The sequence below is a fragment of the Streptomyces longwoodensis genome, assembly GCF_001514125.1.
GTDB lineage: Bacteria > Actinomycetota > Actinomycetes > Streptomycetales > Streptomycetaceae > Streptomyces > Streptomyces longwoodensis.
This window is the reverse complement of record NZ_KQ948556.1, coordinates 65,797-90,591: the sequence shown is the minus strand read 5'-3', so window position 1 is coordinate 90,591 and position 24,795 is coordinate 65,797. Positions and strand designations below refer to the sequence as shown.

Sequence of the window (24,795 nt, the reverse complement as noted above, 5' to 3'; positions counted from 1 at the left end):
GGTCACTCGGCGCGCCGTCCGATGGCGGAAGCTGTCAGGTGTGACCCTGCGCGTGTTCGCCGCCGTCCCAGCGCGCCCGTCCCATGTCGAGGCGCGGCAGGTGGCCCTCGGAGGCCCGGCCCGCCTGCTTCAGCGGGGTGCCTTCCGCCCGGTAGCGGCCGAGGGCGTCCAGCTCGTGCCCGGGCAGCAGCACGCCGTCGGCGCGCACCACGCGCCACCACGGGACGGCTCCGCCGTACAGGGCCATCACCCGGCCCACCTGGCGGGGCCCGCCCTCCTGGAGCCACTCCGCGACGTCCCCGTACGTCATGACCCGGCCCGGCGGGATCCGCTCGGCCACGTCGAGGACCCGCTCGGCGTACTCCGGCAGGGCGTCGGTGTACTCCGGGCGGGCGTCGTCGTCCGGAGGGCTCAGCTCGCTCATCCGCCCCATCCTGCCCCACCCCACCGACAGTGCGATGGGCCGGCGACCGTGGGTGACCCTCGCCCCGCGGCGCCGCTTCGGGCAGACTGTGCGCCCCCGCACGCGCACCCTGAATGCCCCGAGTGTCGGTGCGACGTGCCACCATCGTGCGGGCGGTGACCGGTGATACGAGATCAAGAAGAGTCGATGAAGCAGCAGGGTGTGCACCCCGAGGACGCGGAGGAGACCTCCGCTGCTGCGTCGCGCCCGGACACCGCGAAGAAGGCCGCTTCCGCAGGTCGGAACGGCGAGGCGGAGCCCTCCGCGGACGCCGGGGACCCTCCCCGCGCACGTGCTTCTGAAGCCGGAGTCACTCCGGACCCGGAGTGCGGGGACGTGACGCACGTCGACGAGGTCGAGGGCGACGAGCCGCTTCTCCCCGCCCGCGTGCACCGCCCCTCCGACCTCATGCGGCTGCTGGTGGGCGTGCTCGCCGTCGTCGTCCTCCTGGCCGTCGCGGCGTTCGCCCACGGCACCACCTCGGGCCTCGAACAGGACATCAACAAGGGCACGGGCCAGGCGCCCGACCTGCTGATCAAGTTCGCCGGGCTGGCGTCCAGCATCGCCATCCTGCTGGTGCCGGTCGCGTTCGCGATCGAGCGGCTGATCAAACGGGACGGGCTGCGGATCGCCGACGGCGTGCTCGCCGCGGTGCTGGCCCATGGTGTGACGCTCGCCACCGACCTGTGGGTGGCCAAGGCGGCCCCGACCTCCATCCAGGACGCGCTGACCCAGCCCTCCCCCGGTGACGTCCACGCCCTGACCGATCCGGTGCACGGCTACCTGGCCCCGGTGATCGCGTACATGACCGCCGTGGGCATGTCCCGCCGCCCGCGCTGGCGCGCGGTGCTGTGGATCGTGCTGATGCTCGACGCCTTCTCGATGCTGGTCACCGGGTACACCACGCCGTTCTCGATCATCCTCACCGTCCTGATCGGCTGGAGCGTGGCGTACGGCACCCTGTACGCGGTCGGCTCGCCGAACGTCCGGCCCACCGGCCGCACCCTCATGGCGGGCCTGCGGACCGTCGGGTTCCACCCGGTGAGCGCGGCCCGGGAGGAGGCGGCGGACACCGCGGAGAACAGTGACCGCGGCCGGCGCTACTTCGTCACCCTGGAGGACGGCCCGCCGCTGGACGTCACGGTCGTCGACCGTGAGCAGCAGGCGCAAGGCTTCTTCTACCGCGCGTGGCGCAACCTGACCCTGCGCGGCTTCGCCACCCGCAGCAGCCTCCAGTCGCTGCGCCAGGCGCTGGAGCAGGAGGCGCTGCTGGCCTACGCGGCGATCGCGGCCGGCGCCAACGCGCCCAAACTCATCGCCACGAGCGAGCTGGGACCCGACGCCGTGATGCTCGTCTACGAGCACACCGGCGGGCGCACCCTGGACTCGCTCGCGGACGAGGAGATCACCGACGACCTGCTGCGCTCCACCTGGCGCCAGGTGGAGGCCCTGCAGTCACGGCGCATCGCGCACCGCCGGCTGGCCGGCGACGCGATCCTGGTGGATCGTTCCGGCGCGGTGATCCTCACCGATCTGCGCGGTGGTGAGATCGCGGCCGGTGACCTGCTGCTGCGCATGGACGTCGCCCAACTGGTCACGTCGCTGGCCCTGCGGGCGGGCGCCGAGCGGGCGGTGGCGTCGGCGGTGGGCGTGCTGGGGCCGGACGCCGTGGCGAACTGTCTGCCGATGCTCCAGCCGATCGCGCTGACCCGCTCCACGCGCGCGACGCTGCGCCGGCTGGCCCGGGAGCGCGCGCAGCGCGAGCGCGAGGCGGTCCTGGAAGCGTCCCGGCTGTCCCGGCAGGCCCGCGCGGAGGCCGCCGGGGAGGACAGCGCGGAGGCCGTCCCGGAGAAGACCGGCAAGAAGGCCGTACGCGCGCAGGCGCGGGCCGACAAGCGGGCGATCGACGAGGCGCTGGAGGAGGCCCGCGAGGAGGACCTGCTGACGCAGATCCGCCACCAGGTCCTGCGCATCCGCCCCCAGGCGCCGGTCGAGCCGGCCCGTCTGGAGCGGGTGCGGCCGCGCACGCTGATGAGCTTCATCGCCGGGGCGATCGGCGCGTACTTCCTGCTGACGCAGCTCACCCACATCGAGTTCGGGCCGCTCGTCGCCAACGCGCAGTGGGGCTGGGTCGCGATGGCCGTGCTGTTCTCCGCGCTGAGCTACGTGGCCGCCGCGATGAGCCTGCTCGGCTTCGTGCCGGAGCGGGTGCCGTTCCCGCGGACGGTGGCGGCACAGGTCGCCGGGTCGTTCGTGAAGATCGTGGCGCCCGCCGCGGTGGGCGGTGTCGCGCTGAACACGCGCTTCCTGCAGCGCGCGGGGGTGCGTCCTGGACTCGCGGTGGCGAGCGTGGGCGCCTCGCAGCTGTTCGGGCTCGGGTGCCACATCCTGATGCTGCTGTCGTTCGGCTATCTGACCGGCACGGAGAAGACGCCGTCGCTGTCGCCGTCCCGCACGGTCATCGCGGGTCTGCTGACCGTGGCGGTGCTGGTGCTCGTGGTGACGTCGGTGCCGTTCCTGCGGAAGTTCGTCGTCACGCGCGTGCGCTCGCTGTTCGCCGGCGTGGTGCCGCGCATGCTGGACGTGCTCCAGCGGCCGCAGAAGCTGGTCACCGGCATCGGCGGCATGCTGCTGCTGACGGCCTGCTTCGTGATGTGCCTGGACGCCTCGATCCGCGCGTTCGGCGACGACTCCACCTCGCTGAGCATCGCCAGCGTCGCCGTCGTCTTCCTCGCCGGCAACGCGCTCGGCTCGGCCGCGCCCACCCCGGGCGGTGTCGGCGCGGTGGAGGCCACGTTGACGGTCGGTCTGATCGCCGTGGGCCTGCCCAAGGAGGTCGCCGCCCCCGCCGTCCTGCTGTTCCGGCTGCTCACACTGTGGCTGCCGGTGCTGCCGGGATGGCTGGCGTTCACCCAGCTCACCCGCAAGGGCGCTCTCTAGGTCGTGTCCGCAGAGTCCCGTCGTCCGCCCGGAGGTCGGGCCCCGCGGCGTCCGGTGCGTGCTCTCGGCGTGCCGGGCGGACACCCGCGTACTGGCCGTACTCGGGTGTTCGCCCGGTGCGGCGAGAGTGCGTGCCGGACGTCGGGGGGCAGGCGGGACTTTGCGGACACGACCTAGCGGCAGCCGGTTCCAGGGCGTCCGGGCCGGTAGCCCGGACGGCCCGCGTCCCGCGCGCGTGACGGGGTGCGGCGCCACGATGGGGTCATGCCCACCTCGCGCCTGCGCGCCGCCGTGCTGACCGCCGTCGTCCTGCTGTCGTCGCTGGTGGCCGGGTGCTCGGACGACGACTCCGGGGACGAGGACCTGACCGCGCAGGAGCTGCGCTGGAAGGACTGTCCGGCCCCCTCCCAGGCGGAGGGCGGCGGCAGCGCCCCCTCGCCCCTCCCCGACGGCGACGCGTGGCAGTGCGCCACCATGAAGGCACCCCTGAACTGGGACGACCCCAAGGGCGACACCCTGGGCATCGCACTGATCCGCGCCAAGGCGAGCGGCGACCCCGGCCGGCGGATCGGGTCCCTGCTGTTCAACTTCGGCGGCCCCGGCGGCTCGGGCGTCACCACGCTGCCCGCGTTCGGCGAGGACTACGCGGCCCTGCGCACCCGCTACGACCTGGTGAGCTTCGACCCGCGCGGGGTCGGCCGCAGCGACGGGGTGCGGTGCGAGAACCACCAGCAGCTCGACGCCTACTTCCAGCAGGACATGACGCCCGACGACGCCGCCGAGCGCACCACGCTGCTGGACAACACCAAGGAGTTCAACGCGGCCTGCGAGAAGAACAGCAAGGAGGTCCTGCCGCACGTGCGCACCACCGACGCGGCCCGCGACATGGACCTGATGCGCCAGGTGCTCGGCGACGCCAAGATGCACTATTTCGGCATCTCCTACGGCACCGAGCTCGGCGGCGTGTACGCCCACCTGTTCCCCCGCACCGTCGGGCGGGCCGTGTTCGACGCGGTCGTCGACCCGACGCAGACGTCGGAACAGGGCACGCTCGGCCAGGCGCGCGGCTTCCAGCGCGCGCTCGACAACTACGCCGAGGACTGCACGTCGAAGACCGAGGACTGCCCCGTCGGGGACACCCCCGCGGACGTGAAGAACCGTATCGCCCGGCTGCTGGCCCAGCTCGACGCCCAGCCGCTCCCCGGCGTCTTCCCCCGCGAGCTGACCCAGAGCGCGGCGACCAACGGCATCGCGCAGGCCCTGTACTCGCGAGACTTCTGGGAGTACCTCACCGAGGGGCTGGAGCAGGCCTACGACGGGGACGGCCGCACCCTGATGCTGCTGTCCGACTCGATGAACGGCCGCGGCGAGAACGGCGAGTACAGCAACCTGGTCCCCGCGAACATCGCCATCAACTGCGCCGACGACCGGGCCCGCTACTCCCCCGCCTACGTCGAGGGCCGGCTGCCCGCCTTCCGGGCCGCGTCCCCGCTGTTCGGGGACTTCCTGGCCTGGGGCATGGTGAGCTGCACCGACTGGGCCGTCCCGGGCGCCGCCGACCACCCGGACGTCAGCGCCCCGGGATCGGCGCCGATCCTCGTCGTCGGCAACACCGGCGACCCGGCCACACCGTACGAGGGGGCCCGGAAGATGGTGGACGCCCTCGGCGCCGGTGTCGGGGTGGAGCTGACGTACAAGGGCCAGGGGCACGGCGCCTACGACAGCAAGAACCAGTGCGTGCAGGCCGCGGTGAACGGCTACCTGCTGGACGGCAAGGTGCCCGCCGCGGGGACCGTCTGCTCCTGAGCGGCGCCCCGCCGAACCGCCGCAGACCTACCAAAGCCCCAGGTCACAGCGTTATCCACAGGCTTCGATGGGGTTCGCTCGATCCGCCTAGTATGGCCTGACCGCCGTTCGCCGCACGGTGCGGACGGCACACGAGGGGGGAAGAGCACATGGCGCGTTTCGTACGCCTGGCGGCGCTCGGGGCCGCCGCCGCGCTGCTGGTGGGCGGCTGCGGCGGGGCGTCCGACGACGGCAAGGACGACAAGGCGGGCGAGCGGTCACCGACCGCAGGACAGCCGACCGGCGCCTCGCCGGCCACTGCGGCCCTGCCGGCGTCGCTGACCGGGCAGAAGCTCGACTGGCGCCGTTGCCGGGGCACCGCCGACTCGCCCGCACCCGGCCGCGCATGGCAGTGCACGACCCTGAAGGCACCGCTGGACTGGTCGCGGCCGGACGGCCCGACGATCGATCTGGCTCTGGTGCGTACCAAGGCCCGCGGCGGCGATCGGATCGGGTCGCTGCTGTTCAACTTCGGCGGCCCCGGCGGCTCGGGCGTGTCCGCCCTGCCCGGGTTCGCCTCCACGGTCTCCTCCCTGCGTGAGCGCTACGACCTGGTCAGCTGGGACCCGCGCGGAGTGGGCGCCAGCGAGGGCGTCCGCTGCCGGAGCGACAAGGAGATCCAGGCGGCCGAGTCGATCGACGCCACCCCGGACACCCCGGCCGAGGAGCAGGCGTACCTCGCCGACGCCACCGACTTCGGCAAGGGCTGCCGCAAGGCCGCCGGCCCGCTGCTGGAGCACGTGTCGACCACCGACACCGCCCGCGACATGGACCTCATGCGCCAGGTCCTCGGGGACGCCAAGACGCACTACTTCGGCATGTCCTACGGCACCGAGCTCGGCGGGGTCTACGCCCACCTGTTCCCGCAGCACGTGGGACGGGTGGTCCTCGACGCGGTGGTCGACCCGACCGCCGACACGGTGGGCCACGCCGAGAACCAGACCCGCGGCTTCCAGCGAGCCCTCGACGACTACCTGAAGTCGACCGGCCAGGACCCCGAGAAGGGCACACGGAAGATCGCCGCCCTTCTGGACCGGATCGACGCCCACCCGCTGCCGACCTCCTCGGGGCGTGAGCTGACGCAGACGCTCGCGGTCACCGGCATCGTCCTGCCGCTGTACAGCGAGTCCGGCTGGCCCACCCTCACCAGCGCCCTCGACGCGGCCGAGGAGGGCGACGGCTCGGAGCTGCTGGAGCTCGCCGACTCCTACAACGAGCGGGACCCCTCGGGGACGTACGGCACGACGACCCACTCGCAGCGGGTCATATCGTGCTTGGACGACAAGCAGCGCCCGACGCTGCGGGAGACGAAGGCGTCGCTGGCCCGGTTCGAGAAGATCTCGCCCGTCTTCGGCGACTTCCTCGGCTGGGACACGGCCGGCTGGTGCCACGACTGGCCGGTGGCCGGGCAGTTCGACACCCCGGAGGTGAGCGCGCCCGGCGCGGCGCCGATCCTGCTGGTGGGCAACACCGGCGACCCGGCGACGCCGTACGAGGGTGCGCGCAGGATGGCCGACGAGCTGGGCAAGGGTGTCGGGGTGCTGCTCACCTGGAAGGGCGAGGGCCACGGGGCCTACGGCAGCGGCAGCTCGTGCGTCGACGCGACGGTGGACGCCTACCTGCTCAAGGGCACGGTGCCGAAGGACGGCAAGGTCTGCTCATGACGACGGCGGGGGCCCCGGGCACCCGTGGTGCGCGAGGCCCCCGCCGCGGGGACCGGGAGTCCGGCTCAGTAGACCGGCTTGCTCGGTTCGATCTGGTTGACCCAGCCGATCACGCCGCCGCCGACGTGGACGGCGTCGGCGAAGCCCGCGGACTTCAGGACGGCGAGGACTTCCGCACTGCGGACACCCGTCTTGCAGTGCAAGACGATCTTCTTGTCCTGCGGCAGGCTCTCCAGGGCGGTGCCGAGGAGGAACTCGTTCTTCGGGACCAGCCGGGCGCCCGGGATGGAGACGATCTCGTACTCGTTCGGCTCGCGGACGTCGATGATCTCGATGTTCTCGCCGTCGTCGATCCACTCCTTGAGCTGCTTGGGAGTGATCGTCGAGTCGGCGGCCGCCGCCTGGGCCTCCTCGGACACGACGCCGCAGAAGGCCTCATAGTCGATGAGCTCGGTGACGGTCGGGTTCTCGCCGCAGACCGCGCAGTCGGGGTCCTTGCGGACCTTGACCTGGCGGTACTGCATCTCCAGGGCGTCGTAGATCATCAGCCGGCCGACCAGCGGCTCGCCGATGCCCGCGAGGAGCTTGATGGCCTCGTTGACCTGGATGGAGCCGATGGACGCGCACAGCACGCCCAGGACGCCGCCCTCGGCGCAGGAGGGGACCATGCCGGGGGGCGGGGGCTCCGGGTAGAGGCAGCGGTAGCAGGGGCCGTGCTCGGACCAGAACACCGACGCCTGACCGTCGAAGCGGTAGATCGAGCCCCAGACGTACGGCTTGTTCAGCAGCACGCAGGCGTCGTTGACCAGGTAGCGGGTCGCGAAGTTGTCGGTGCCGTCGACGATCAGGTCGTACTGGCTGAAGATGTCCATCACGTTGTCGGCCTCGAGCCGCTCTTCGTGCAGGACCACGTTCACGTACGGGTTGATGCCCTTGACGGAGTCCCGCGCGGACTCGGCCTTGGAGCGGCCGATGTCGGCCTGGCTGTGGATGATCTGACGCTGGAGGTTCGACTCGTCGACCTCGTCGAACTCCACGATGCCGAGGGTGCCCACGCCCGCGGCGGCCAGGTACATCAGCGCCGGCGAGCCCAGGCCGCCGGCGCCCACACAGAGCACCTTGGCGTTCTTCAGCCGCTTCTGCCCGTCCATCCCGACGTCGGGGATGATCAGGTGGCGGGAGTACCTGCGGACCTCGTCTACGGTGAGCTCAGATGCTGGCTCGACCAGGGGTGGCAGCGACACGGGGACTCCGTTGCTCGGTCGATCACTACGGTGGTTCTGTCCGTAACACTGCCACGGCCTTTTTCATTCCGAGACACCCGTTCCGATCCGCGAGACGATTTCGTCCCAGTAGCCGGGCATGGTCTCCCACGGGTCGACGCGTCCGCCGCCGTCGGTGCGGTCCGTGAACCAGATCGTCCCGGCCCCCTGCCAGCGCGCGATCCGCAGCGCCTCCTCCAGGTGGGGGCGGGGCACGCCGTGCACGAAGTGGCAGAAACGCTCGGGCGGGTGGTCGGCCGTCCACTCGGCGACCTGCGACCAGCGGTAGTCCGCCCAGCGGCCGCAGAAGGTGACGAGCTGGTCCCCGAGCTCCACGAAGCCGGGGTGCGGGTGGGTGCCGTGGCCCAGGACGATGTGGGTATCGTCACGCAGCCCGCGCAGGGCGCCGACGGTCCGGCGGACCGTGGACAGGGCGTCGCGGTCACCGGGGCAGCGGTCCAGCAGGAACCCGCCGACGCGGTACCAGTCGGTGAACCGCTGGGCGTCGGCGACCAGGTCGCCGTGGGACCGGAACCCGTGGGCGGCGTCGAGGTGGCCGAGGACCCGGACGCCCGCGGTGCGCAGCCGGCCCACGGCCTCCAGACAGTGCGGGTCGGGCCGCAGGCCGGGGCCGTCGGCCACGTCGAGGACGACCCAGTGCAGGGGCGCGCCGGGGCGGGCCAGTCCGCCCCACTCGGTGGGGGCCAGCAGGGGGTGGGCGAGTCCGGGGATGCCGAACCCGGCGTGGTCTCCACCGGTCCGGGTGCCGGCCGCGGTACTGGTCAGATGCGGCATGCGGCCTCCATCCAGATGTCGGCGAGGGACTCCTCGAGGTTGATCCGGGGCCGCCAGCCGAGCCGGTCACGGGCGGTGCGCACGTCGGCCTGCTGCCAGCTGCCGCAGCCGTCGGGGTACGGGTACGCGACCGGGGCCGGGTGGTCGGGGTCGTGGCGCGGGTGGCCGATGGTGGCGCGCAGCGGCCCGGGCGGGCCGTCGAGTTCGTGGAGGGCACCGCCGTACCCGGCGACCCGGGCGAGGACCGCGGCGGCGTCGCGCAGCCGCACGGCACGACCGGAGCCGATGTTGATGACGCCCTGCGCGGCGGACAGCGACGCGGCGTGCACCGCGCGGGCCACGTCCCGGACGTCGACGAAGTCGCGCTGGGCGCCGAGCCCGCCGAGCTTCAGCTCGCCGTCGCCGGACTGCATGGCACGGCGCATGGCCTCGGCGAGCCGGCCCAGCGGAGAGCCGGCCGGGGTGCCGGGTCCGGCGGGCGAGAAAACGCGCAGGACGACGGCGTCCAGGCCCGAGCCGAGGACGAGTTCGGTCGCGGCGAGCTTGCTGACGCCGTACGGGCCGCCGGGGCGCGGGACGGCGTCCTCGGCGGTGGAGGAGCCGGGCTGGCTCGGGCCGTACTCGGCGCCGCAGCCGATCTGCACCAGGCGCGCGCCGCAGCCGCTGCGCCGCAGGGCCTCGCAGACGGTGGCGACGGCGACGGTGTTGTGCCGGGTGAGTTCGCGGGCACCGCCGCGGGTGGCGCCCGCGCAGTTGACGACGACCTGGGGGTGGACCGCGTCGAGGAAGCGGGTGAGCGCGCCGGGGCTGCCGGTCGCGAGGTCGAAACGGACGTCGGCGTCGTCGCCGCGCCCGAGCGCGGTGAGCTGAACGGCCGGGTCGGCGAGCAGGCGGTCGGCGACGAAGCGGCCGAGGTAGCCGTTGGCTCCGATCAGCAGGACCCTCATCGTGCGGCTCCCGGGGTGTGCGCGCCGGTCACTCCGGATCGGGAGGTGGTCATCTGGTTGCTCCTTCGGGGTGTAGCGGTTGCATGCGCGTGGGGGGCGGCGAGGGCGAAGTCAGGGGGCGTCCGGGCGGGCGTGGGCCGACGCCCGGGTGAGTCTGCGGGTCGCGTGGACCAGCAGGACCAGCGCGGCGGCCCCGCACGCGAGGGCCGGGCCCCAGGCGTCCGCGACGGTCTCGACGGGGACGGAGAGGCTCGGGCAGTGGGGCAGCCGGGCCGCGAACACGGCGGCCAGGGCGAGCGCCTGCGCGCCCACGGCGGCCGCCAGGACGAGCCGGGGGGCGCGGGTGAAGCGGTGCACGGTGAGGAGGCGGGCGAGGAACAGCAGCGAGCCCAGGGTGAGCGTCCTGCCGTAGGCGGGCGGTTCGCCGAGGAGCGCGGCACACAGGCCGGTCAGCCCGGCGAGCGCGCCGAGGAACAGGCCGAACGTGCCGAGCAGCAGGGGGCGTACGGAGGCGGTGAACTCCTCCAGGCCGCGGCTGACGGTGAGCCTGCGGCGGGCACCCGCGGCGAGGAGGTGGGCGCACCAGGCGGCGGGCGCGCACGCCAGCGCGAGCGTGAGCAGGGGCGCCAGGGAGAGCGGCCAGGAGCCGTCGGGCGCCAGGGTCGGCGGGGTGTCCGGGCCCCCGTGCAGGGCGGCACGCAGGAGGCCGTCGCCGAGGGCGGCGTATGCCAGGAGCCAGCAGGTTCGGACGACCGTGCCGTGCGCGGCGGGGCGGGGGCGGCTCAAGGGGCCGCGGCGCAGGGCGGCGTGCAGGCCGACCGCCACGGCGAGCGTTCCGCCGACGGCGACGCCGAGACGGGCCTGGCCGTCGGTGTGTCGCAGCCCGGTGACGGTCGCGGCGCACAGCAGGCCCGGCAGCAAGGACAGCAGGATCCAGTCGGCGCGGAGACGGAGGCCGGCCTCATGGGCCGGGGGCGGAAGGAACGCGCGGTCCCTGCCCCCGTCCCTGTCCCGGTCACGGTCCTGGCCCGTGGGGCGGCCGGTCGTGTCCGTCGTCGGCCCGGACGGGTCGCCGTCACGGGGGACGCGGGCGTACATCTCCTCCGCGAGGGAGAAGACGTCGCGGTGGCGGAACCGGGCGGCGGTGCGGTCGGTGACGCCGTGCGCCTCCAGGCCGGCGGCGATCTCCAGGGCGTCGACGGCGCGTGCGCACAGCTCCCGGTGACGGTGCATCAGGGCCTTGACGGGGTCGACGGCGCTCCGGCGCGGGGGCTTCGGGCGGGCGGCTGGGGGCCGTGAGCCCGAGACGTCGTCCGCGGGGACCGCAGGGCGGCCCTCCACGGATCCCCTAGGACCGTCCAAGGGGGCCGTGGGGCCGTCCACGGGGACCGTGGGGTCGTCCGCGGGGACCGTGGGGTCGTCCGTCCGGGTCCACTCCTCGGACCGTTCGTCCCAGGCGCCGGGGCTCGCCGGGGTGCCGGGGCGGTCCAGTTCGCCGAGTCCGCTCATCGGGCCGCCCCCTCACTCGCGGCGATCGAAGGTCCCGGCGTCATCCCCCGCACCGGCGGACCCGCCGCCCATCCCGGGCCGCGCCGGGTGGCGAAGCGGGACGACAGGCCGGTCCAGCGGCCCGCGACGTGCGCCTCGGCGGGGACGGCGAACGGCAGGGGCTCGCCCGACTCGTCGAGGACGACGCGCCGGACCGGGCACTGGGAGACGACCTCCAGGTAAATGCCGTGAAATGCCGCGACGTTCTGCTCGACGGTGAACAGTTCGAGCGCGCGGGCGCGGGCGGCGGCCCCGAGGCGCGCACGGCGCTCCGGGTCGCGCAGCAACGCCACGCACGCCTCCGCGAGCGCCCGCGGATTGCGCGGCGGGACGACGAGCCCGGTGCCGCCGATGACCTCGACGACCGCGCCGACGTCGGTCGACACGGTGGCGCGTCCGCAGAACATCGCCTCGACCAGGCCGGTGGGGAAACCCTCGACGACGCTGGAGAGCACGGTGACGGCACCCGCGCCGTAGGCGTCGGCGGGCGTGGGGACCTCGGGACCGCCGATCTCCTCGAAGGAGACGGGGTTGTCGCCGACGGAGTGCAGCCCGTCGGCCTCGTCGGGGAAGAGCTGGGCGGCGAGTACGCGGCAGTGGCCGAGGTACGCCTCGCCCTCGGGGCCGGCCGGGGCGCCGATGACGCGCAGCCGGGTCCCGGGCTGCTCCTTGCGGACCTCCGCGAAGGCGTGCAGCAGGGACACCAGGTCCTTGGCCGGTTCGATCCGGCCCACCCAGACCAGGGTGCCGGGGTCGGCGGTGTCGGGCCCCTCGCCCACCTCCGCGAACGGGGTGGCGTCCATGCCCGGGTGGACCGTGCGGATCTTGGCGCGGTCGGCGCCGCAGCGCTCCTGCCAGCGGCGGGCGTGCGCGTTGCCGGGGGTGATGCGGGCGGCCTGCCGGTAGACCTCGGTGGCGAGCCGGCCGTGGAAGGCGGCGAGGAGGGCGCGCACGGCGGGGGCCACGGCCGCCACCGACGCGACCGGCCCCGCCATCGCTCCACGCCCCACGGCTCCGCGCACGCCCCCGACGGCGCCGGGACCGACGGCGGTTCCCGCATCGCCGCGCGAGCCGGCCTCGACTCCCCCGCCGTCACCCGCTCCTGCCCGACCACCCGCTGAACCGCCCGCACCCGCACACCCACCCGCAGGCCCGCCCGGCATCGCCCCCTCCCCCGACCCCCCGCCGAGGTAGTGGTTCCGCAGCCGCACCCCGTACTCCGTGACCACCAGCGGCACCCCGCAGAAGTGGCGGGCGAGCAGCCCCGGCAGGGCCGCGGGGCCGCCCGAGGTGGCGTGGCAGAGGTCGACGGCGCCGAGGGCGTCGTCCTCGTACCAGTCGAGCGAGAGGGGGCGCAGGGCGTGCTCCAGGTGCGCGGTGACCGTCAGCAGGTCGGCGACGCGCACCTCGCGCGCCGTGCGCAGCGCGCCCGGCGCCCGGCAGGCGCGTTCGAGGGCGCGCACCGCCTGCTCCGAGCGGAGCGCTCCGCCCAGCCCGCCCTCGTCGCGGGCGAGGTCGGCGAGCCCGTACAGGGCGTTGGCGAAACGGTCCGCCTGGGGGGCGGAAGCCTCCCGCGCGGCCTCGGCGCCGGGTCCCTCGCACAGCGCGGCGACCAACTCGCCGTAGCACTCGGCGAAGCGCCGGCGCGCGCGCCGCCCGTACACGACCCGGTCGTCCTCGGCCGTCCATGACGGGGCGGTGCGGACGCGGGTGACCTGCGGTGGCAGGGCGACCCGGCCCTGGCCGCCCTGACCGCCCTGGCTGCCCTGGCCGCCCTGGCCGCCCTGGTGTTCGATGCGGCCGAGCGCGTACAGCTCGAACTCGTGCTGCGCCAGCCCGCGCACGAGCCGGTCGCACCAGAGTCCGGTGTCACCGCTCACATACGGATGGCCACCCTCGGTCAGCAGTCCGATGCGCACTGGTGCACCCCCGATCTCCCGTTTGGGGAGCCGCCGTTGACCCGGCGGCTCGCAGCGGGACGAACGTATGCGGACAAGGCGGTGGTGCGACGGACGGTTGTCCGTCGCACCACCAAAAGGGGTGAACGGTCGTAACTTTCCCGTGCGGGCGGCGTTCCGTCGCGCTAGGAGATCAAGTGCGCACGCACCGTCACTTGGCGCTCGGGTACGGCCAGGGGTTGGGCCGGCAGTGGATGCCGTCGTGGTCGAGGAACTTGGTTTGCTGCTGCATGACCGGCGCGAGTTCGCCGTTCTTGTCGCATGTGACGTGCGCGTACCCGAGCCGGTGGCCGACCTCGTGGTTGATCAGCATCTGCCGGTAGGCGTGGATGGCGGCGCCGTAGGTACGCGAACCCTGGGCCCAGCGGTAGGCGTTGATCATCACGCGTTCGGTGGAGGCGGAGTCGCAGGAGACGTTGTCCTCGGTGGTGTCCAGACCCGACTTGGCGCACCACTTGGCGGTGGTGCCCGGACTGGCCAGCGTGATCACGAAGTCCGGCTCGCCGGTGGAGACGCGCTCGAAGGTGCGGGCGCCGCCGTGCGCCCAGCTGCGCTTGTCGTTGAGGGTCGCCTGCACGGCCTGCGCGAACAGTGCGCCGTCGAGGCCGAGCCCCTGCTCGACGTCCACGCGGTAGGTGTACTTCCGCCCCTTGCCCGGCGCCTTGGCCACGCCCGGCACGGCGTCGAACTTCCCGGACCCGGTGAGGGCGGCGCCGAGCGCGTACCGCGTGGCCATCTTCTGCTCGTACGTCAGCGGCGTCGCGCTCGGGGAGGCCGAGGGGCCCGTGCCGCCGCCGGGCGCCACGGGAGCCTGGGCGTCCGCCGCCCGGTCGGCCGCCGAGTGCGACGGGGCGGAGCCGTCGGCCTGCCCGTCGGTGACCTGTCCGGCGACGACGACGGCCAGCACGGTGGTGACGGCGGCGGCCGCGATCCCGGTGAACGTCCGCCCCTTGCCGCCCTTCGCGGGGGCGGGCGCGCCGCTGGGCGGGGCCTCGTCCGCGTCACCGCCCTCGCCGCCCTCACCGCCGGACGCGGTGCGCGCCGGGGCGGGGTTCCAGTCGGTGACCGAGGCGTACGGGTCCTCGGCGAGGGCCGTGGCCGCGCCGCGCCGGCGCGTGAAGACGTCGTCGCCCTCGTCGAAGGCGTCGAGGTAGTCCTGGCGCGGACCCCCGCGCGTCGGCCGGGGAGCCGGGGGCGGAACGGGCCGCTGGCGCGGCACCACCGGCCCGCTTCCGCGCGTGGTGGGCCCCCTCAAGTCCCCCCAGCCGCCCCCGCCTTCACGCTGCTCGGGATGCCCGCCCCGCACCTGCGGCACACCGCGCGCGGGGGTGCCGTCGGGGAGGCGCGGGACACCGCGCGCGGGGGTGCCGTCGGCGAGGCGCGGCACGCCGTGGGCCGGCGTGCCGTCCGGGAAGTGGCGCGCCGCGGGCGTCGGCGCCCCCTGAGCCCTTCGGCCGCCGGTCCCGCCCAGGGCGCCAGGCCCACCGGTCCCCGCGGGTCCACCGGCCCCGGCAGCCCCAGAAGCCCCGCTGGACCCACTGGGCCCGCCAGGCTCACTGGCCCCACTGGCCCCACCGGTCGTGCTCTTCTCCGCCCCCTTGGGTGCGGGCCCACGTCGACTGTGGCGTCCCACCGGTCCCCTCAGCTCCTCGTGGCCGCAGTGCCGGCGGCGCCGTCGGCACCCGAGACGCCCGCCGTGTCCGCCGCGTCCGCTGCCTCCGCCGTGTCCGCGAGGAGTTCGCGGACCGCCGTCGCCACCGTCTCCGGGTACTCCATCATGGCCACGTGGCCGGCCTCCGGGAGGGTCAGCAGGCGGGAGTCGCGGAAGGCGCGCGCGGCCCGCTGGGCCATGCGGAAGCCGACGAGCTGGTCCCGGCCGCCGTAGACGAGCAGGGTGGGGGCGAGGACGCGTTCGGCCTGGCGCCACAGCCCGTGCTGGCCGCCGAGGGTGTAGGCGTTGAGGATCCCGCGCGCGGAGCGCGTCATCGCGTCCCAGAAGTACGGCAGCCGCAGCCGCCGTTCCAGTTCCTCCACGGCGTACCGGAAGGCCTCCTCCGACACGCGCCCGGGGTCGCCGTAGCAGAGCGCGAGGACCCCGCGGACGCGCTGCTCGGCCGTCCACTCGCGCGTGAAGCGGCTGAACAGGGCGGCCACTCCGGGCACGCCCAGCAGTCCCGTCGGCACGGCGGTCCGCTGGACGCGCAGTTCGGGCAGGGCGGGCGAGACGAGGGTCAGCGTGCGCACGAGGTCGGGCCGGACGGCGGCCACGCGCGTGGTGACCGCTCCGCCCAGGGAGTTGCCGAACAGGTGGACGGGGCCGCGGCCGGACGCGTCGAGGTAGCGGATCACGGCACGCGCGTGCCCCGTGATGGAGTAGTTGCCGTCGTCCGGTGGCGGCGAGTCGCCGAAGCCGGGCAGGTCGAGGGCCTCACTGTCGACGTCGCCGTCGAGCATGGCCATCAGCGCGGACCAGTTCTGCGAGGACCCGCCGAGCCCGTGCACGAACAGTGCGGGCTGGAGGCCCTCGCGCGCGGGCGGGCGCGAACGGACCGTCAAGGTGACGCCCGGCAGCCCGACCGACCGCAGTCGCTCGCCCTCGGCGACCCGCACGGGCACCGACTTGGGGAGCACGCTGGTCGGCGGTACGGACGGCAGCTCGGTCGAAGACATGCGGCAATGTTACGAGACGATCACGTCCCCCCGTCACGTGTCCGGCGTCACAGGAGTCACCCCGAACTCCCCTGGGGAACCGTGCAGAACGAGGTCGCGCGGAAGGACGGACGGACCGCGCGGATCGCCTGGCGACCGCATCGGGTGTCTCCTAGTCTCGTACAGAGGGCACCCGCGTGTGGCCCCTGCATGCCTCAGGGACGTCCGTAGGAAGGGAGCCCACGATGACCGTAGACCCCACCGATCCCGACACCTTCGCGGAGCGGGAGGCGGAGGACACCCCGGAGTTCGACGTGGAGGCGCCGGAGCACGACGCCGCCGAGCAGCAGGCCGCCGTCGCGCCGGACCGCGACGACCCGCTGGAGGACGTGGACCCGGCCCGCGCGAACGAGGCCGACCAGGTCGAACAGGCCCGTGTCGTCTCCCTCGACGAGGACGACTACCGCTGAGACGTGCACCGAGACGCTGGCTGAGAGGTGCCGAGCCGCCCTGAGACGTCCGCCGGGACGCCGGGGGAAGGGTGCGATGGCGCGCCATTCTGCCCGGCGGGCCCGGCTTTGAAACCCTTCGTACGGCTTTCGTCGGCGTCCGGTCCGTGAAATTCTGCGCTGGCACCGCGCGCGCCAGGGTTACCCAAAAGTACGATGGCGGCGCGGCGCACACCGCATGTGGACGATCTTGGGAGGCGGCGTGACAGCCATCGAGCAGACAGAGGCGGCACGCCCGCGAGGTACGCGCCTGCCGCGCCGTGCCCGACGGAACCAGCTGCTGGGCGCCGCCCAGGAAGTCTTCGTGGCGCAGGGCTACCACGCGGCCGCGATGGACGACATCGCCGAGCGGGCCGGTGTCAGCAAGCCGGTGCTGTACCAGCACTTCCCGGGCAAACTCGACCTCTACCTCGCCCTGCTGGACCAGCACTGCGAGGCGCTGATCCAGTCCGTGCGCCACGCGCTCGCGTCGACGACCGACAACAAGCAGCGCGTGCGCGCCACCATGGACGCCTACTTCGCGTACGTCGAGGACGACGGCGGCGCGTTCCGCCTGGTGTTCGAGTCGGACCTGACGAACGAGCCCGCGGTGCGCGAGCGCGTCGACAAGGTGACGAACGAGTGCGCCGAGGCGATCTGCGACGTCATCGCCGAGGACACGGGCCTGTCCCGCGCGGAGTCCATGCTGCTCGCCTCCGGCCTCGGCGGCCTGGCCCAGGTGGTGGCGCGTTCCTGGCTGCACAGCGACCGCAGCGTCCCGCGCGACGAGGCGGTCCAGCTCCTGGCCTCGCTGGCCTGGCGCGGCATCGCCGGCTTCCCGCTGCACGGCACCGAACAGCACTGAGCCGGCCGGGCCGGGCGGGCGGCGTCCGGCCGGCGTCCGGCCGGTTTGTTCCCGTCGCCTGTTCGCTCCTGGCGTGGACGGCCACACCGTGTCCGTCCCCTCACCGGGCTAATGTGTGCAGCGTACGGCGCGGACGTCCGCGCACCTCACTGACCGTCGGAGGGACATAGCCGTGGAGGTCAAGATCGGCGTGCAGCACGCGCCGCGCGAGATCGTTCTGGAGAGCGGTCAGAGTGCCGAGGAAGTCGAGCGCGTGGTGGCCGAGGCGCTGGCCGGGAAGTCGCAGCTGCTCAGCCTCACGGACGACCACGGCCGCAAGGTCCTGGTCCCGGCGGACCGCCTCGCGTACGTGGAGCTCGGCGAGCCCGCCCCGCGCAAGGTGGGCTTCGGCGCGCTCTGAGCCCGCTGCGGGCGAACGACTCGGGAAGGGCCCGGCGACGGTGACGTCGCCGGGCCCTTCCCCCGTTCGGGCCCTCCGGGGTCGTTCACAGATGGCGCACGAGCTCCTCACAGGGGAGGATTGCATTCCGCAGGTCACGGGTAAGACCGGCTACGACCTTGCTGCACAGCCCGGCCGTCTGGGAGGGACCCGCATGATCTTGGAAGCGCTCGGCTCCGCTGTGCTCGGCATCGTGCTCGCGTGGGCGGCGGTCCACCGCCTGTCCCACCGGCTGCCCGCCACCCGCCTGGTCTTCGCGACCGGCATCGCCGGCGCCCTGTTCGGCGACTTCGTCACCCACAGCGCCCTGGACTCCGGCTCTCTCCTGGTGAGCCTCCTCGGCGCGGCGGTCGTCTCCGCCGCCTCCGTCTCACTCCTGCTCCGCCCGGCGGGCCGCCTCCGCCGCTCGGCAACGGCGTAACCGGGAGGACGGGGGCGAAGGCGTCAGCCGAGCCCCCACCCAGGGGCGCGGGGAACTGCGCGACCAGCCCCCACAACCCCGCAGCGGCGCGACGACAGCAACCGCCCCTCCACGGCACGAGCGCTACGCCGCCAACCCCAGCGCAGCCATCCGCTTCGTGTGCGCCTCCGTGATCCGCGAGAACATCCGGCCGACCTCGGCGAGGTCGAACCCGTCGGCCACCCCGCCCACCAGCATCGTCGACAGCGCGTCCCGGTCCGCGACCACCCGCTGCGACTGCGACAGCGCCTCGCCCATCAGCCGCCGCGCCCACAGCGCGAGCCGGCCGCCCACGCGGGGCTCGGCGTCGATCGCCGCCCGCACCCGGTCGACGGCGAACCCTGCGTGCCCGGTGTCGTCCAGCACGGCCAGCACCAGTGCGCGCGTGTCGGCGTCGAGCCGTACGGCGACCTCCCGGTAGAAGTCGCTGGCGATGGAGTCGCCGACGTAGGCCTTCACCAGGCCTTCCAGCCAGTCCGAGGGGGCGGTCTGGCGGTGGAAGCCGTCCAGCGCGGCGACGAACGGCTCCATCGCGCGCGTGGGCTCCTCGCCGATCTCGGCGAGCCGGTTGCGCAGCCGCTCGAAGTGGTGGAACTCGGCCGACGCCATCTTCGCCAGCTCCGCCTTGTCCTCCAGCGTGGGCGCCAGCTTGGCGTCCTCCGCGAGGCGCTCGAACGCCGCCAGCTCGCCGTACGCCAGGGCGCCGAGGAGGTCCACGACGGCGGCCCGGTACTGCGGGTCGGCGGCGGCCGTGGCCCAGTCCTGGGCGGCGACACCGGTCGGCGCGGGGGCGTTCCCCGCGGACGGACCGGCAGGGGTCTCGGTGGCGTGGTCAGGCTTGTCAGAGCTCGTCATGAAGCGCACAATAGCCCGCTCACCACCCGACGGAAGCCCCTGGCCAGTCACTCCGCGGCCGGTGTCAGAGGGGGCGCCGGGAGGCGTGATCCGGAGTGACGACGGCAACGTGACCGAATCGGCCGTCACGAGTGCGCGATTCCGGGGTATGGTGGTAATGCGCCTGCTGGTACATCGGCACTTGATGAGTGCGACGTACCTCGACAGGCCGCACGTATGAGGATGCCCGGTCGGTGGCCCGATCGGCTCCGACCCGACAGCCCTCCCTGACCGTACGGCACTGTGCGTACGACGATCGGAGGGAACCTCAGCGGTACGAGCGCTAGAGCGTCGGCAGTGGTCCCGAGCCGTACGGCGTGCCCCTCGCGGCCCGCCCGTAAGGCAGCCGACGTCCCCCGGCACGGTCCGTCAACGACCCCCGCGCTCGCCTCGCACCGCGTACACAGAAGAGGCAGCACCCTGACTACCACGTTCAGAGATCTCGGAATCCTCCCCGAGACCGCCGAGGCCCTCGAAGCCGTCGGCATCATCACCCCCTTCCCCATCCAGGAGATGACGCTCCCGGTGGCCCTCTCGGGCACGGACGTCATCGGCCAGGCCAAGACCGGCACCGGCAAGACGCTCGGTTTCGGCCTGCCGCTGCTGGAGCGCGTGACCGTCCCCGCCGACGTCGAGGCCGGACGCGCCCGCCCCGAGGACCTCACTGACGCCCCGCAGGCGCTCGTCGTCGTCCCCACCCGCGAGCTGTGCACGCAGGTGACCAACGACCTGCTGACCGCGGGCAAGGTGCGCAACGTCCGGGTCACCGCGATCTACGGCGGCCGGGCGTACGAGCCTCAGGTCGAGGCCCTGAAGAAGGGCGTCGACGTCGTCGTCGGCACCCCGGGCCGGCTGCTGGACCTCGCGGGCCAGAAGAAGTTGAACCTCAAGCACGTCAAGTCGCTCGTCCTGGACGAGGCCGACGAGATGCTCGACCTGGGCTTCCTGCCCGACGTCGAGAAGATCATCGACATGCTGCCGGTCAAGCGCCAGACCATGCTGTTCTCGGCGACCATGCCGGGCGCGGTCATCGGCCTCGCGCGCCGCTACATGTCGCGGCCCACGCACATCCGCGCCACGGCGCCGGACGACGAGGGCGCGACGGTCGCGAACATCAAGCAGTTCGTCTACCGCGCGCACAACATGGACAAGCCGGAGATGATCGCCCGCATCCTGCAGTCCGAGGGCCGCGGGCTGGCGATGATCTTCTGCCGCACCAAGCGCACCGCCGCCGACATCGCCGAGCAGCTCCAGAGCCGCGGCTTCGCCTCCGGCGCGGTCCACGGCGACCTCGGCCAGGGCGCCCGCGAGCAGGCGCTGCGCGCCTTCCGCAACGGCAAGGTGGACGTCCTCGTCTGCACCGACGTCGCCGCGCGCGGCATCGACGTCGAGGGCGTCACCCACGTCATCAACTACCAGTCCCCCGAGGACGAGAAGACGTACCTGCACCGGGTCGGCCGTACCGGCCGCGCGGGCGCCAAGGGCACGGCGATCACGTTCGTCGACTGGGACGACATCCCGCGCTGGCAGCTGATCAACAAGGCGCTGGAGCTGAACTTCCCGGACCCGGTGGAGACGTACTCGAGCTCCCCGCACCTCTTCTCCGACCTCGGCATCCCCGCGGGCACCAAGGGCGTCCTGCCGCGCTCGGAGCGCACGCGCGCCGGGCTGGACGCCGAGGTGCTGGAGGACCTGGGCGAGCCGGGCGGCCGCGGACCGCGCGGTCGCGGTGGCCGGGGCGGCCGTCCCGGTGGCCGGGACGAGTCCCGTTCCGCCGACCGCGAGCGCACGGACCGCACCGACCAGTCGGAGCGCACGGACCGGTCGGAGCGCACGCCGCGCCGCCGTCGCCGCACGCGCAGCGGTACCCCGCTGGACGCCACCCCGACGCCCGCCGCCACGGCCCCCGAGGCCCCGGAGCAGGCGCCCGCGGCCGACGAGGCCGCCGGTCCGCGCACCCCGCGCCGCCGGCGCCGTACCCGCAACGGCTCCTCGGCGGACGTCGCCGCCGCCGCGACGACCGCTGCCGCGCCCGAGGCCGCCCAGGCCGCCGTGGCGACGGCGGAGCGTCCGGCGCTCGACATCCCGGCGCCCGCCGCGTCCCCCGAGGCGCAGTCCCCGGAGGCGGACAAGCCGCGCCGCCGCCGTACCCGACGGGCGGCGGAGGCCACGCCGACGGCCGTCGAGACCGGCACCGTGACGGTCCCCGAGCCGGCCGCCCCGGCCGGTACCGAGACCGCCGCCGCACCGGCCGAGGTCACCGAGGCCGCGCCGCGCCGCCGGACCCGCAAGGCGGCCGTGGCCGCCGAGCCGACGGCCGAGGCGAGCCAGGCCGTCGCCGCGCCGGTGCAGCCCGCCGCCGAGGTCGCCGAGGCCGCGACGGTCACCAAGCCGCGCCGCACCCGCAAGACGGCCGCCGCCAAGGCCGCGGAAGCCGCCGTCGAGGCCGTCGACACGGCGCGGTCCGCCGAGGCCCCGGTCGAGGCTCCCGCCGAGGCCAAGCCCCGCCGCACCCGCAAGACCGCGGCGCCCAAGGCGGAGACCACCCCCGCCGCCGAGGCCGCGGTGGACACCGCCGAGGCAGCCGAGGCCAAGCCGCGCCGTCGTACGACGCGCAAGGCCGCCCAGGCCACCGAGGTGACCGAGGCCGTCGCGTCCGCCGTCGAGGCGAGCGCCACCGCCGAGGTCGAGGCTCCCGTCGAGGCCAAGCCCCGCCGCACCCGCAAGACCGCGGCGCCCAAGGCCGAGGCCGCCGTGGCCGCGGCGGAGGGTGCCGAGGCCGCCGCCGAGGTCAAGCCCCGCCGGACGCGCAAGACGGCCGCCGCCAAGGCAGCCGAGGCCGCGGCCGAGGCCCCCGAGGCAGCCGTCGAGGCCAAGCCGCGCCGGACCCGCAAGACCGCCGCCGCCAAGGCGACCGAGGCAGCGCAAGCCGCCGAGGCCCCCGAGGCAGCCGTCGAGGCCAAGCCGCGCCGGACCCGGAAGACCGCGGCAGCCGCCGAGGTCCCCGGTGACGGTGGCGAGGCGAAGCCGAAGGCCCGGCGCACCCGGAAGGCGACCGCGGCCGTGGAGGCCGTGGAGACCACGGACAGCTGACCGACGCGCCCCGCACAGCGCGCCCGACGGCCCGGTCCCGTACCCACGGGACCGGGCCGTCGGCGTGCGGGGACCACCACGGGCCGCGCGCCGGCCCACGCGGTAGCCTCCCTCCGTGACCACGCCGAGCCCCTTCGTCCCGCCGCCCGGAACCCGCGCGTACCCGCTGCGCACCGCGCGCGGTGAGTTCGCCGTCGTCGACGGGCCCGTGGCCGCCGGGGTGGAGCCGCGGGGCGTGGCGCTCCTGGTGCCCGGGTTCACCGGCAGCAAGGAGGACTTCCACCTGCTGCACGAGCCGCTGGCCGCGCGCGGCTACCGGACGGTCGCGGTGGACGGACGCGGGCAGAACGAGTCGGACGGACCGGCGGACGACGAGGCGCCGTACGCGCAGGAGGAGTTGGCGCGGGACCTGCTCGCGCAGGCGGACGCCCTCGGCACGCCCGTGCACCTGATGGGGCACTCGCTGGGCGGGCAGGTCGCGCGGGCCGCCGTGCTGCTGGACCACACGCCCTTCGTGTCGTTCACGATGATGTCATCTGGTCCGGCGCGGATCTCCGATTCCCAGCAGCAGCGCGTGAAGCTGCTGCACGACGCGCTCGCGGCGATGACGATGGCCGAGGTGTGGCGGGTGATCGCCCTGATGGGCCCGCCGGAGGAAGTCGGCGGCCCGGCCAGGGGGTTCGGCGGTCCGGAACTGCTGCGGCAGCGCTGGCTTAACCACAAGCCGGCCCAACTGCTCGCCGCCGGGACCCAGTTGTGCGTCGAGCCGGACCGCGTGGAGGAACTCGCGGCCGTCGCGCTGCCCTTCCACGTCCTGTCGGGCGCCCGCGACGACACCTGGCCGGTGCCCCTGCTGGACGAGATGGCGCGGCGGCTGGGGGCGCACCGCACGGTGATCGCGGGCGCCGAGCACTCCCCCAACGCGGACCGCCCCGCGGCCACGGCCGAGGCCCTCGCCGACTTCTGGGACGCGCACCCGTCCAAGTACTAGGGGGTGTCTTGTCGATCAGGCCGGATCAGGGAGCGGCGTCTGGTGCCGTGCATCGCAAGGCGGAGGAGGGCGGCGATGCGGAGCATCGCCAACCGACGACAACGCCGCGAGGCGCGGTGCCAGGCGCCGCGAGCCCGGCCTGATCGACAAGACACCCCCTAGTACTGCGTGCGCAGGTGCTCCCAGAAGCCGTCGCGCAGGGCGCGCCGGAGGTCGGCCTGGCCGCGCAGCGAGTACTGCAGCAGGCCCTCGGCCTCGACGAGGAGGTCCTGGTCGACGGAGCCGGGCAGGTAGGGGTGGCCGGGCAGGAGTTCGCCCAGCGAGTCGCGGCCCCGCGCCGCCAGCCACTTCGCCGCGATCTGGGCGCCGACGAAGCGCACGTCGTCCCGTGTGGGCCGGGCGGTGGGCGGGCCCTCGTGCGCGTGGGCGGTGCGGCGGGTGACGTACGGCTTGAAGAACTCCAGGTCGAGGGTGCGCTGGCTGTCGACCTCCCAGAGCAGCGGCTCGGCCTGGTTGCGGCCGTCGGGTGCCTCGACGCCCCACAGGTGCACACGGGCGCCGTACCCCTGGGCCGCCTCCACCGCCGAGACCAGGTCCTCGTCGCCGCCGAGCAGGGCCGCGTCGCTGATGGCGCGGTGGCGGGCCAGTGACTCCAGGTCGCTGCGGATCAGGGAGTCGACGCCCTTCTGCTGGTTGTTGGCGTTGAGGTTGCCGAGGCGGACCTTGACGTCCGGCAGCTCGGCGATGGACTGCTGTTCGGCGGTGTGGATGCGGCGGCGGGCGCCGTCGTACCAGTACACGCGCAGCAGCCTGCTGTCCGCGAAGACCGAGCGGGCCCGGTCGATGCACGCCTCGATCAGGCCCTCGGCGTCGAGGTCGAAGGCGCGCCGGTCCTCGGTGCCGGCCACGAGCCGGCCCGCGGCCGCGTAGAGGTACCCCGCGTCGACGAAGATCGCATGGGTCGAGGGTGTCTTCGCCACCTCGGCGAGCATGCGGGTCAGCAGCTCGTTCGTGCGGTCGATGCGGGCGGCGAGGGCCGCGAGGTCGTCGTTCATCGCGCCCATTGTCCCGGCCGTCACGCTGCGGACACAACCGGTCCCGAACAGTCGGGGACAACCCTCTTACTCGTCAGTAATTAGTCGTTCGAAAAATTTATTTAGCGTAGGGAATGTTTGTAACGCGGGACAGGTTGACTCCCATGGAGCAGGGAGCACGACACGCCCTGGACCCCACCAGTAGTTCTCCTCAGGAGGATGACCAGACGAAGGGAGAAGCCATGCGCTTCGAAATCATGCGACTCGACGACGTCGACGGCACGCCCGTGGACAGCACCGTCGTGGACGCCGCCTCCGTCAACCGGATCGTTCAGCAGGCCGCCGCCATCGGGCAGCGCCTGTGGATCCGCCCGGCCGACACTCCGGCCTCGTAACGCGGATCGATTTACGACAGGCTTCAGAGCCCCGTACGGCACCGTGCCGTACGGGGCTCTGCGCG

At 74.0% G+C, this 24,795-nt stretch carries 20 protein-coding genes; 10 read left to right on the top strand and 10 right to left on the bottom strand.

Features of this window, described 5'->3' with window-relative positions:
* Positions 1-34 precede the first annotated feature (34 nt).
* Complete coding sequence (locus tag AQJ30_RS21975) at positions 35-424, bottom strand: MGMT family protein (RefSeq protein WP_067236783.1); 390 nt, start codon at positions 422-424, stop codon at positions 35-37.
* 186 nt (positions 425-610) lie between these two features.
* Between AQJ30_RS21975 and AQJ30_RS21970 the strand changes: the two genes are divergently transcribed.
* The 3 genes from AQJ30_RS21970 (at position 611) to AQJ30_RS21960 (ending at position 6,912) form a co-directional block, all read left to right on the top strand.
* Positions 611-3,403 (top strand): lysylphosphatidylglycerol synthase domain-containing protein, encoded by a 2,793-nt coding sequence (locus AQJ30_RS21970; RefSeq protein ID WP_067236780.1) that lies wholly within the window; start codon positions 611-613, stop codon positions 3,401-3,403.
* A gap of 264 nt (positions 3,404-3,667) precedes the next feature.
* Entirely contained in the window at positions 3,668-5,209 is a 1,542-nt protein-coding gene (locus AQJ30_RS21965; protein ID WP_067236777.1) for an alpha/beta hydrolase, read from the top strand.
* 149 nt (positions 5,210-5,358) lie between these two features.
* On the top strand, positions 5,359-6,912 hold the full coding sequence (locus AQJ30_RS21960) for an alpha/beta hydrolase (RefSeq protein WP_067236773.1): 1,554 nt from the start codon (positions 5,359-5,361) through the stop codon (positions 6,910-6,912).
* A 65-nt stretch (positions 6,913-6,977) separates the two neighbouring features.
* Here the strand turns inward: AQJ30_RS21960 and moeZ are convergent, their stop codons facing one another.
* The 7 genes from moeZ to AQJ30_RS21920 form a co-directional block, all read right to left on the bottom strand.
* On the bottom strand, positions 6,978-8,156 hold the full coding sequence (gene moeZ / locus AQJ30_RS21955; protein WP_067236771.1) for an adenylyltransferase/sulfurtransferase MoeZ: 1,179 nt from the start codon (positions 8,154-8,156) through the stop codon (positions 6,978-6,980).
* A 63-nt stretch (positions 8,157-8,219) separates the two neighbouring features.
* Complete coding sequence (locus tag AQJ30_RS21950; protein ID WP_067236769.1) at positions 8,220-8,969, bottom strand: spherulation-specific family 4 protein; 750 nt, start codon at positions 8,967-8,969, stop codon at positions 8,220-8,222.
* Positions 8,957-9,916 carry an NAD-dependent epimerase/dehydratase family protein gene (locus AQJ30_RS21945; RefSeq protein WP_067236766.1) on the bottom strand — a complete coding sequence of 320 codons (960 nt, stop codon included), beginning with the start codon at positions 9,914-9,916 and terminating at the stop codon, positions 8,957-8,959. Before AQJ30_RS21945 ends, AQJ30_RS21950 begins: the two co-directional genes overlap by 13 nt.
* A 111-nt stretch (positions 9,917-10,027) precedes the next feature.
* Positions 10,028-11,425 (bottom strand): hypothetical protein, encoded by a 1,398-nt coding sequence (locus AQJ30_RS21940; RefSeq protein WP_067236764.1) that lies wholly within the window; start codon positions 11,423-11,425, stop codon positions 10,028-10,030.
* Positions 11,422-13,383, bottom strand: coding sequence for a DUF3492 domain-containing protein (locus tag AQJ30_RS37075; protein ID WP_079084186.1), 1,962 nt, complete (start codon positions 13,381-13,383; stop codon positions 11,422-11,424). The genes AQJ30_RS21940 and AQJ30_RS37075 overlap by 4 nt, the downstream gene beginning before the upstream one ends.
* 190 nt (positions 13,384-13,573) lie before the next feature.
* Positions 13,574-15,055, bottom strand: a complete 1,482-nt coding sequence (locus AQJ30_RS21925) for a DUF3152 domain-containing protein (RefSeq protein ID WP_079084185.1) — start codon at positions 15,053-15,055, stop codon at positions 13,574-13,576.
* 8 nt (positions 15,056-15,063) lie between these two features.
* Positions 15,064-16,092: an alpha/beta fold hydrolase gene (locus tag AQJ30_RS21920; protein WP_067236759.1), complete on the bottom strand. Its 1,029-nt coding sequence runs from the start codon at positions 16,090-16,092 to the stop codon at positions 15,064-15,066.
* Between the two features lie 224 nt (positions 16,093-16,316).
* Between AQJ30_RS21920 and AQJ30_RS21915 the strand changes: the two genes are divergently transcribed.
* The 4 genes from AQJ30_RS21915 (at position 16,317) to AQJ30_RS21900 (ending at position 18,284) form a co-directional block, all read left to right on the top strand.
* Positions 16,317-16,541 carry a hypothetical protein gene (locus tag AQJ30_RS21915; RefSeq protein WP_067236757.1) on the top strand — a complete coding sequence of 75 codons (225 nt, stop codon included), beginning with the start codon at positions 16,317-16,319 and terminating at the stop codon, positions 16,539-16,541.
* A gap of 241 nt (positions 16,542-16,782) precedes the next feature.
* Positions 16,783-17,424, top strand: coding sequence for a TetR/AcrR family transcriptional regulator (locus AQJ30_RS21910; RefSeq protein ID WP_067236754.1), 642 nt, complete (start codon positions 16,783-16,785; stop codon positions 17,422-17,424).
* A 172-nt stretch (positions 17,425-17,596) separates the two neighbouring features.
* On the top strand, positions 17,597-17,824 hold the full coding sequence (locus AQJ30_RS21905) for a DUF3107 domain-containing protein (protein WP_067236753.1): 228 nt from the start codon (positions 17,597-17,599) through the stop codon (positions 17,822-17,824).
* Between the two features lie 193 nt (positions 17,825-18,017).
* Complete coding sequence (locus AQJ30_RS21900) at positions 18,018-18,284, top strand: hypothetical protein (protein ID WP_067236750.1); 267 nt, start codon at positions 18,018-18,020, stop codon at positions 18,282-18,284.
* A gap of 123 nt (positions 18,285-18,407) precedes the next feature.
* Here the strand turns inward: AQJ30_RS21900 and AQJ30_RS21895 are convergent, their stop codons facing one another.
* Positions 18,408-19,178, bottom strand: a complete 771-nt coding sequence (locus tag AQJ30_RS21895) for a ferritin-like fold-containing protein (protein WP_211279060.1) — start codon at positions 19,176-19,178, stop codon at positions 18,408-18,410.
* A 552-nt stretch (positions 19,179-19,730) separates the two neighbouring features.
* Here AQJ30_RS21895 and AQJ30_RS21890 point away from each other — a divergent pair.
* A complete protein-coding gene (locus tag AQJ30_RS21890; RefSeq protein ID WP_067236745.1) occupies positions 19,731-22,310 on the top strand; it encodes a DEAD/DEAH box helicase in 2,580 nt (859 codons plus the stop codon).
* A 115-nt stretch (positions 22,311-22,425) separates the two neighbouring features.
* Positions 22,426-23,301, top strand: coding sequence for an alpha/beta fold hydrolase (locus AQJ30_RS21885; RefSeq protein WP_067236743.1), 876 nt, complete (start codon positions 22,426-22,428; stop codon positions 23,299-23,301).
* Positions 23,302-23,459: 158 nt separating this feature from the next.
* On the opposite strand, the gene AQJ30_RS21880 is transcribed toward AQJ30_RS21885, so the two are convergent.
* Positions 23,460-24,356 (bottom strand): NYN domain-containing protein, encoded by an 897-nt coding sequence (locus AQJ30_RS21880; RefSeq protein ID WP_067236741.1) that lies wholly within the window; start codon positions 24,354-24,356, stop codon positions 23,460-23,462.
* Positions 24,357-24,577: 221 nt separating this feature from the next.
* Here AQJ30_RS21880 and AQJ30_RS38015 point away from each other — a divergent pair, with 221 nt between their 5' ends.
* Positions 24,578-24,730, top strand: a complete 153-nt coding sequence (locus AQJ30_RS38015) for a hypothetical protein (RefSeq protein ID WP_106982064.1) — start codon at positions 24,578-24,580, stop codon at positions 24,728-24,730.
* Positions 24,731-24,795 lie beyond the last annotated feature (65 nt).

Coding starts and splice junctions, on each gene's coding strand:
- AQJ30_RS21975 (WP_067236783.1), bottom strand. CDS start 424: ATGAGCGAGCTGAGCCCTCCGGACGACGACGCCCGCCCGGAGTACACC.
- AQJ30_RS21970 (WP_067236780.1), top strand. CDS start 611: ATGAAGCAGCAGGGTGTGCACCCCGAGGACGCGGAGGAGACCTCCGCT.
- AQJ30_RS21965 (WP_067236777.1), top strand. CDS start 3,668: ATGCCCACCTCGCGCCTGCGCGCCGCCGTGCTGACCGCCGTCGTCCTG.
- AQJ30_RS21960 (WP_067236773.1), top strand. CDS start 5,359: ATGGCGCGTTTCGTACGCCTGGCGGCGCTCGGGGCCGCCGCCGCGCTG.
- AQJ30_RS21950 (WP_067236769.1), bottom strand. CDS start 8,969: ATGCCGCATCTGACCAGTACCGCGGCCGGCACCCGGACCGGTGGAGAC.
- AQJ30_RS21945 (WP_067236766.1), bottom strand. CDS start 9,916: ATGAGGGTCCTGCTGATCGGAGCCAACGGCTACCTCGGCCGCTTCGTC.
- AQJ30_RS21940 (WP_067236764.1), bottom strand. CDS start 11,425: ATGAGCGGACTCGGCGAACTGGACCGCCCCGGCACCCCGGCGAGCCCC.
- AQJ30_RS21920 (WP_067236759.1), bottom strand. CDS start 16,092: ATGTCTTCGACCGAGCTGCCGTCCGTACCGCCGACCAGCGTGCTCCCC.
- AQJ30_RS21915 (WP_067236757.1), top strand. CDS start 16,317: ATGACCGTAGACCCCACCGATCCCGACACCTTCGCGGAGCGGGAGGCG.
- AQJ30_RS21900 (WP_067236750.1), top strand. CDS start 18,018: ATGATCTTGGAAGCGCTCGGCTCCGCTGTGCTCGGCATCGTGCTCGCG.
- AQJ30_RS21895 (WP_211279060.1), bottom strand. CDS start 19,178: ATGACGAGCTCTGACAAGCCTGACCACGCCACCGAGACCCCTGCCGGT.
- AQJ30_RS21890 (WP_067236745.1), top strand. CDS start 19,731: ATGACGCTCCCGGTGGCCCTCTCGGGCACGGACGTCATCGGCCAGGCC.
- AQJ30_RS21880 (WP_067236741.1), bottom strand. CDS start 24,356: ATGAACGACGACCTCGCGGCCCTCGCCGCCCGCATCGACCGCACGAAC.
- AQJ30_RS38015 (WP_106982064.1), top strand. CDS start 24,578: ATGCGCTTCGAAATCATGCGACTCGACGACGTCGACGGCACGCCCGTG.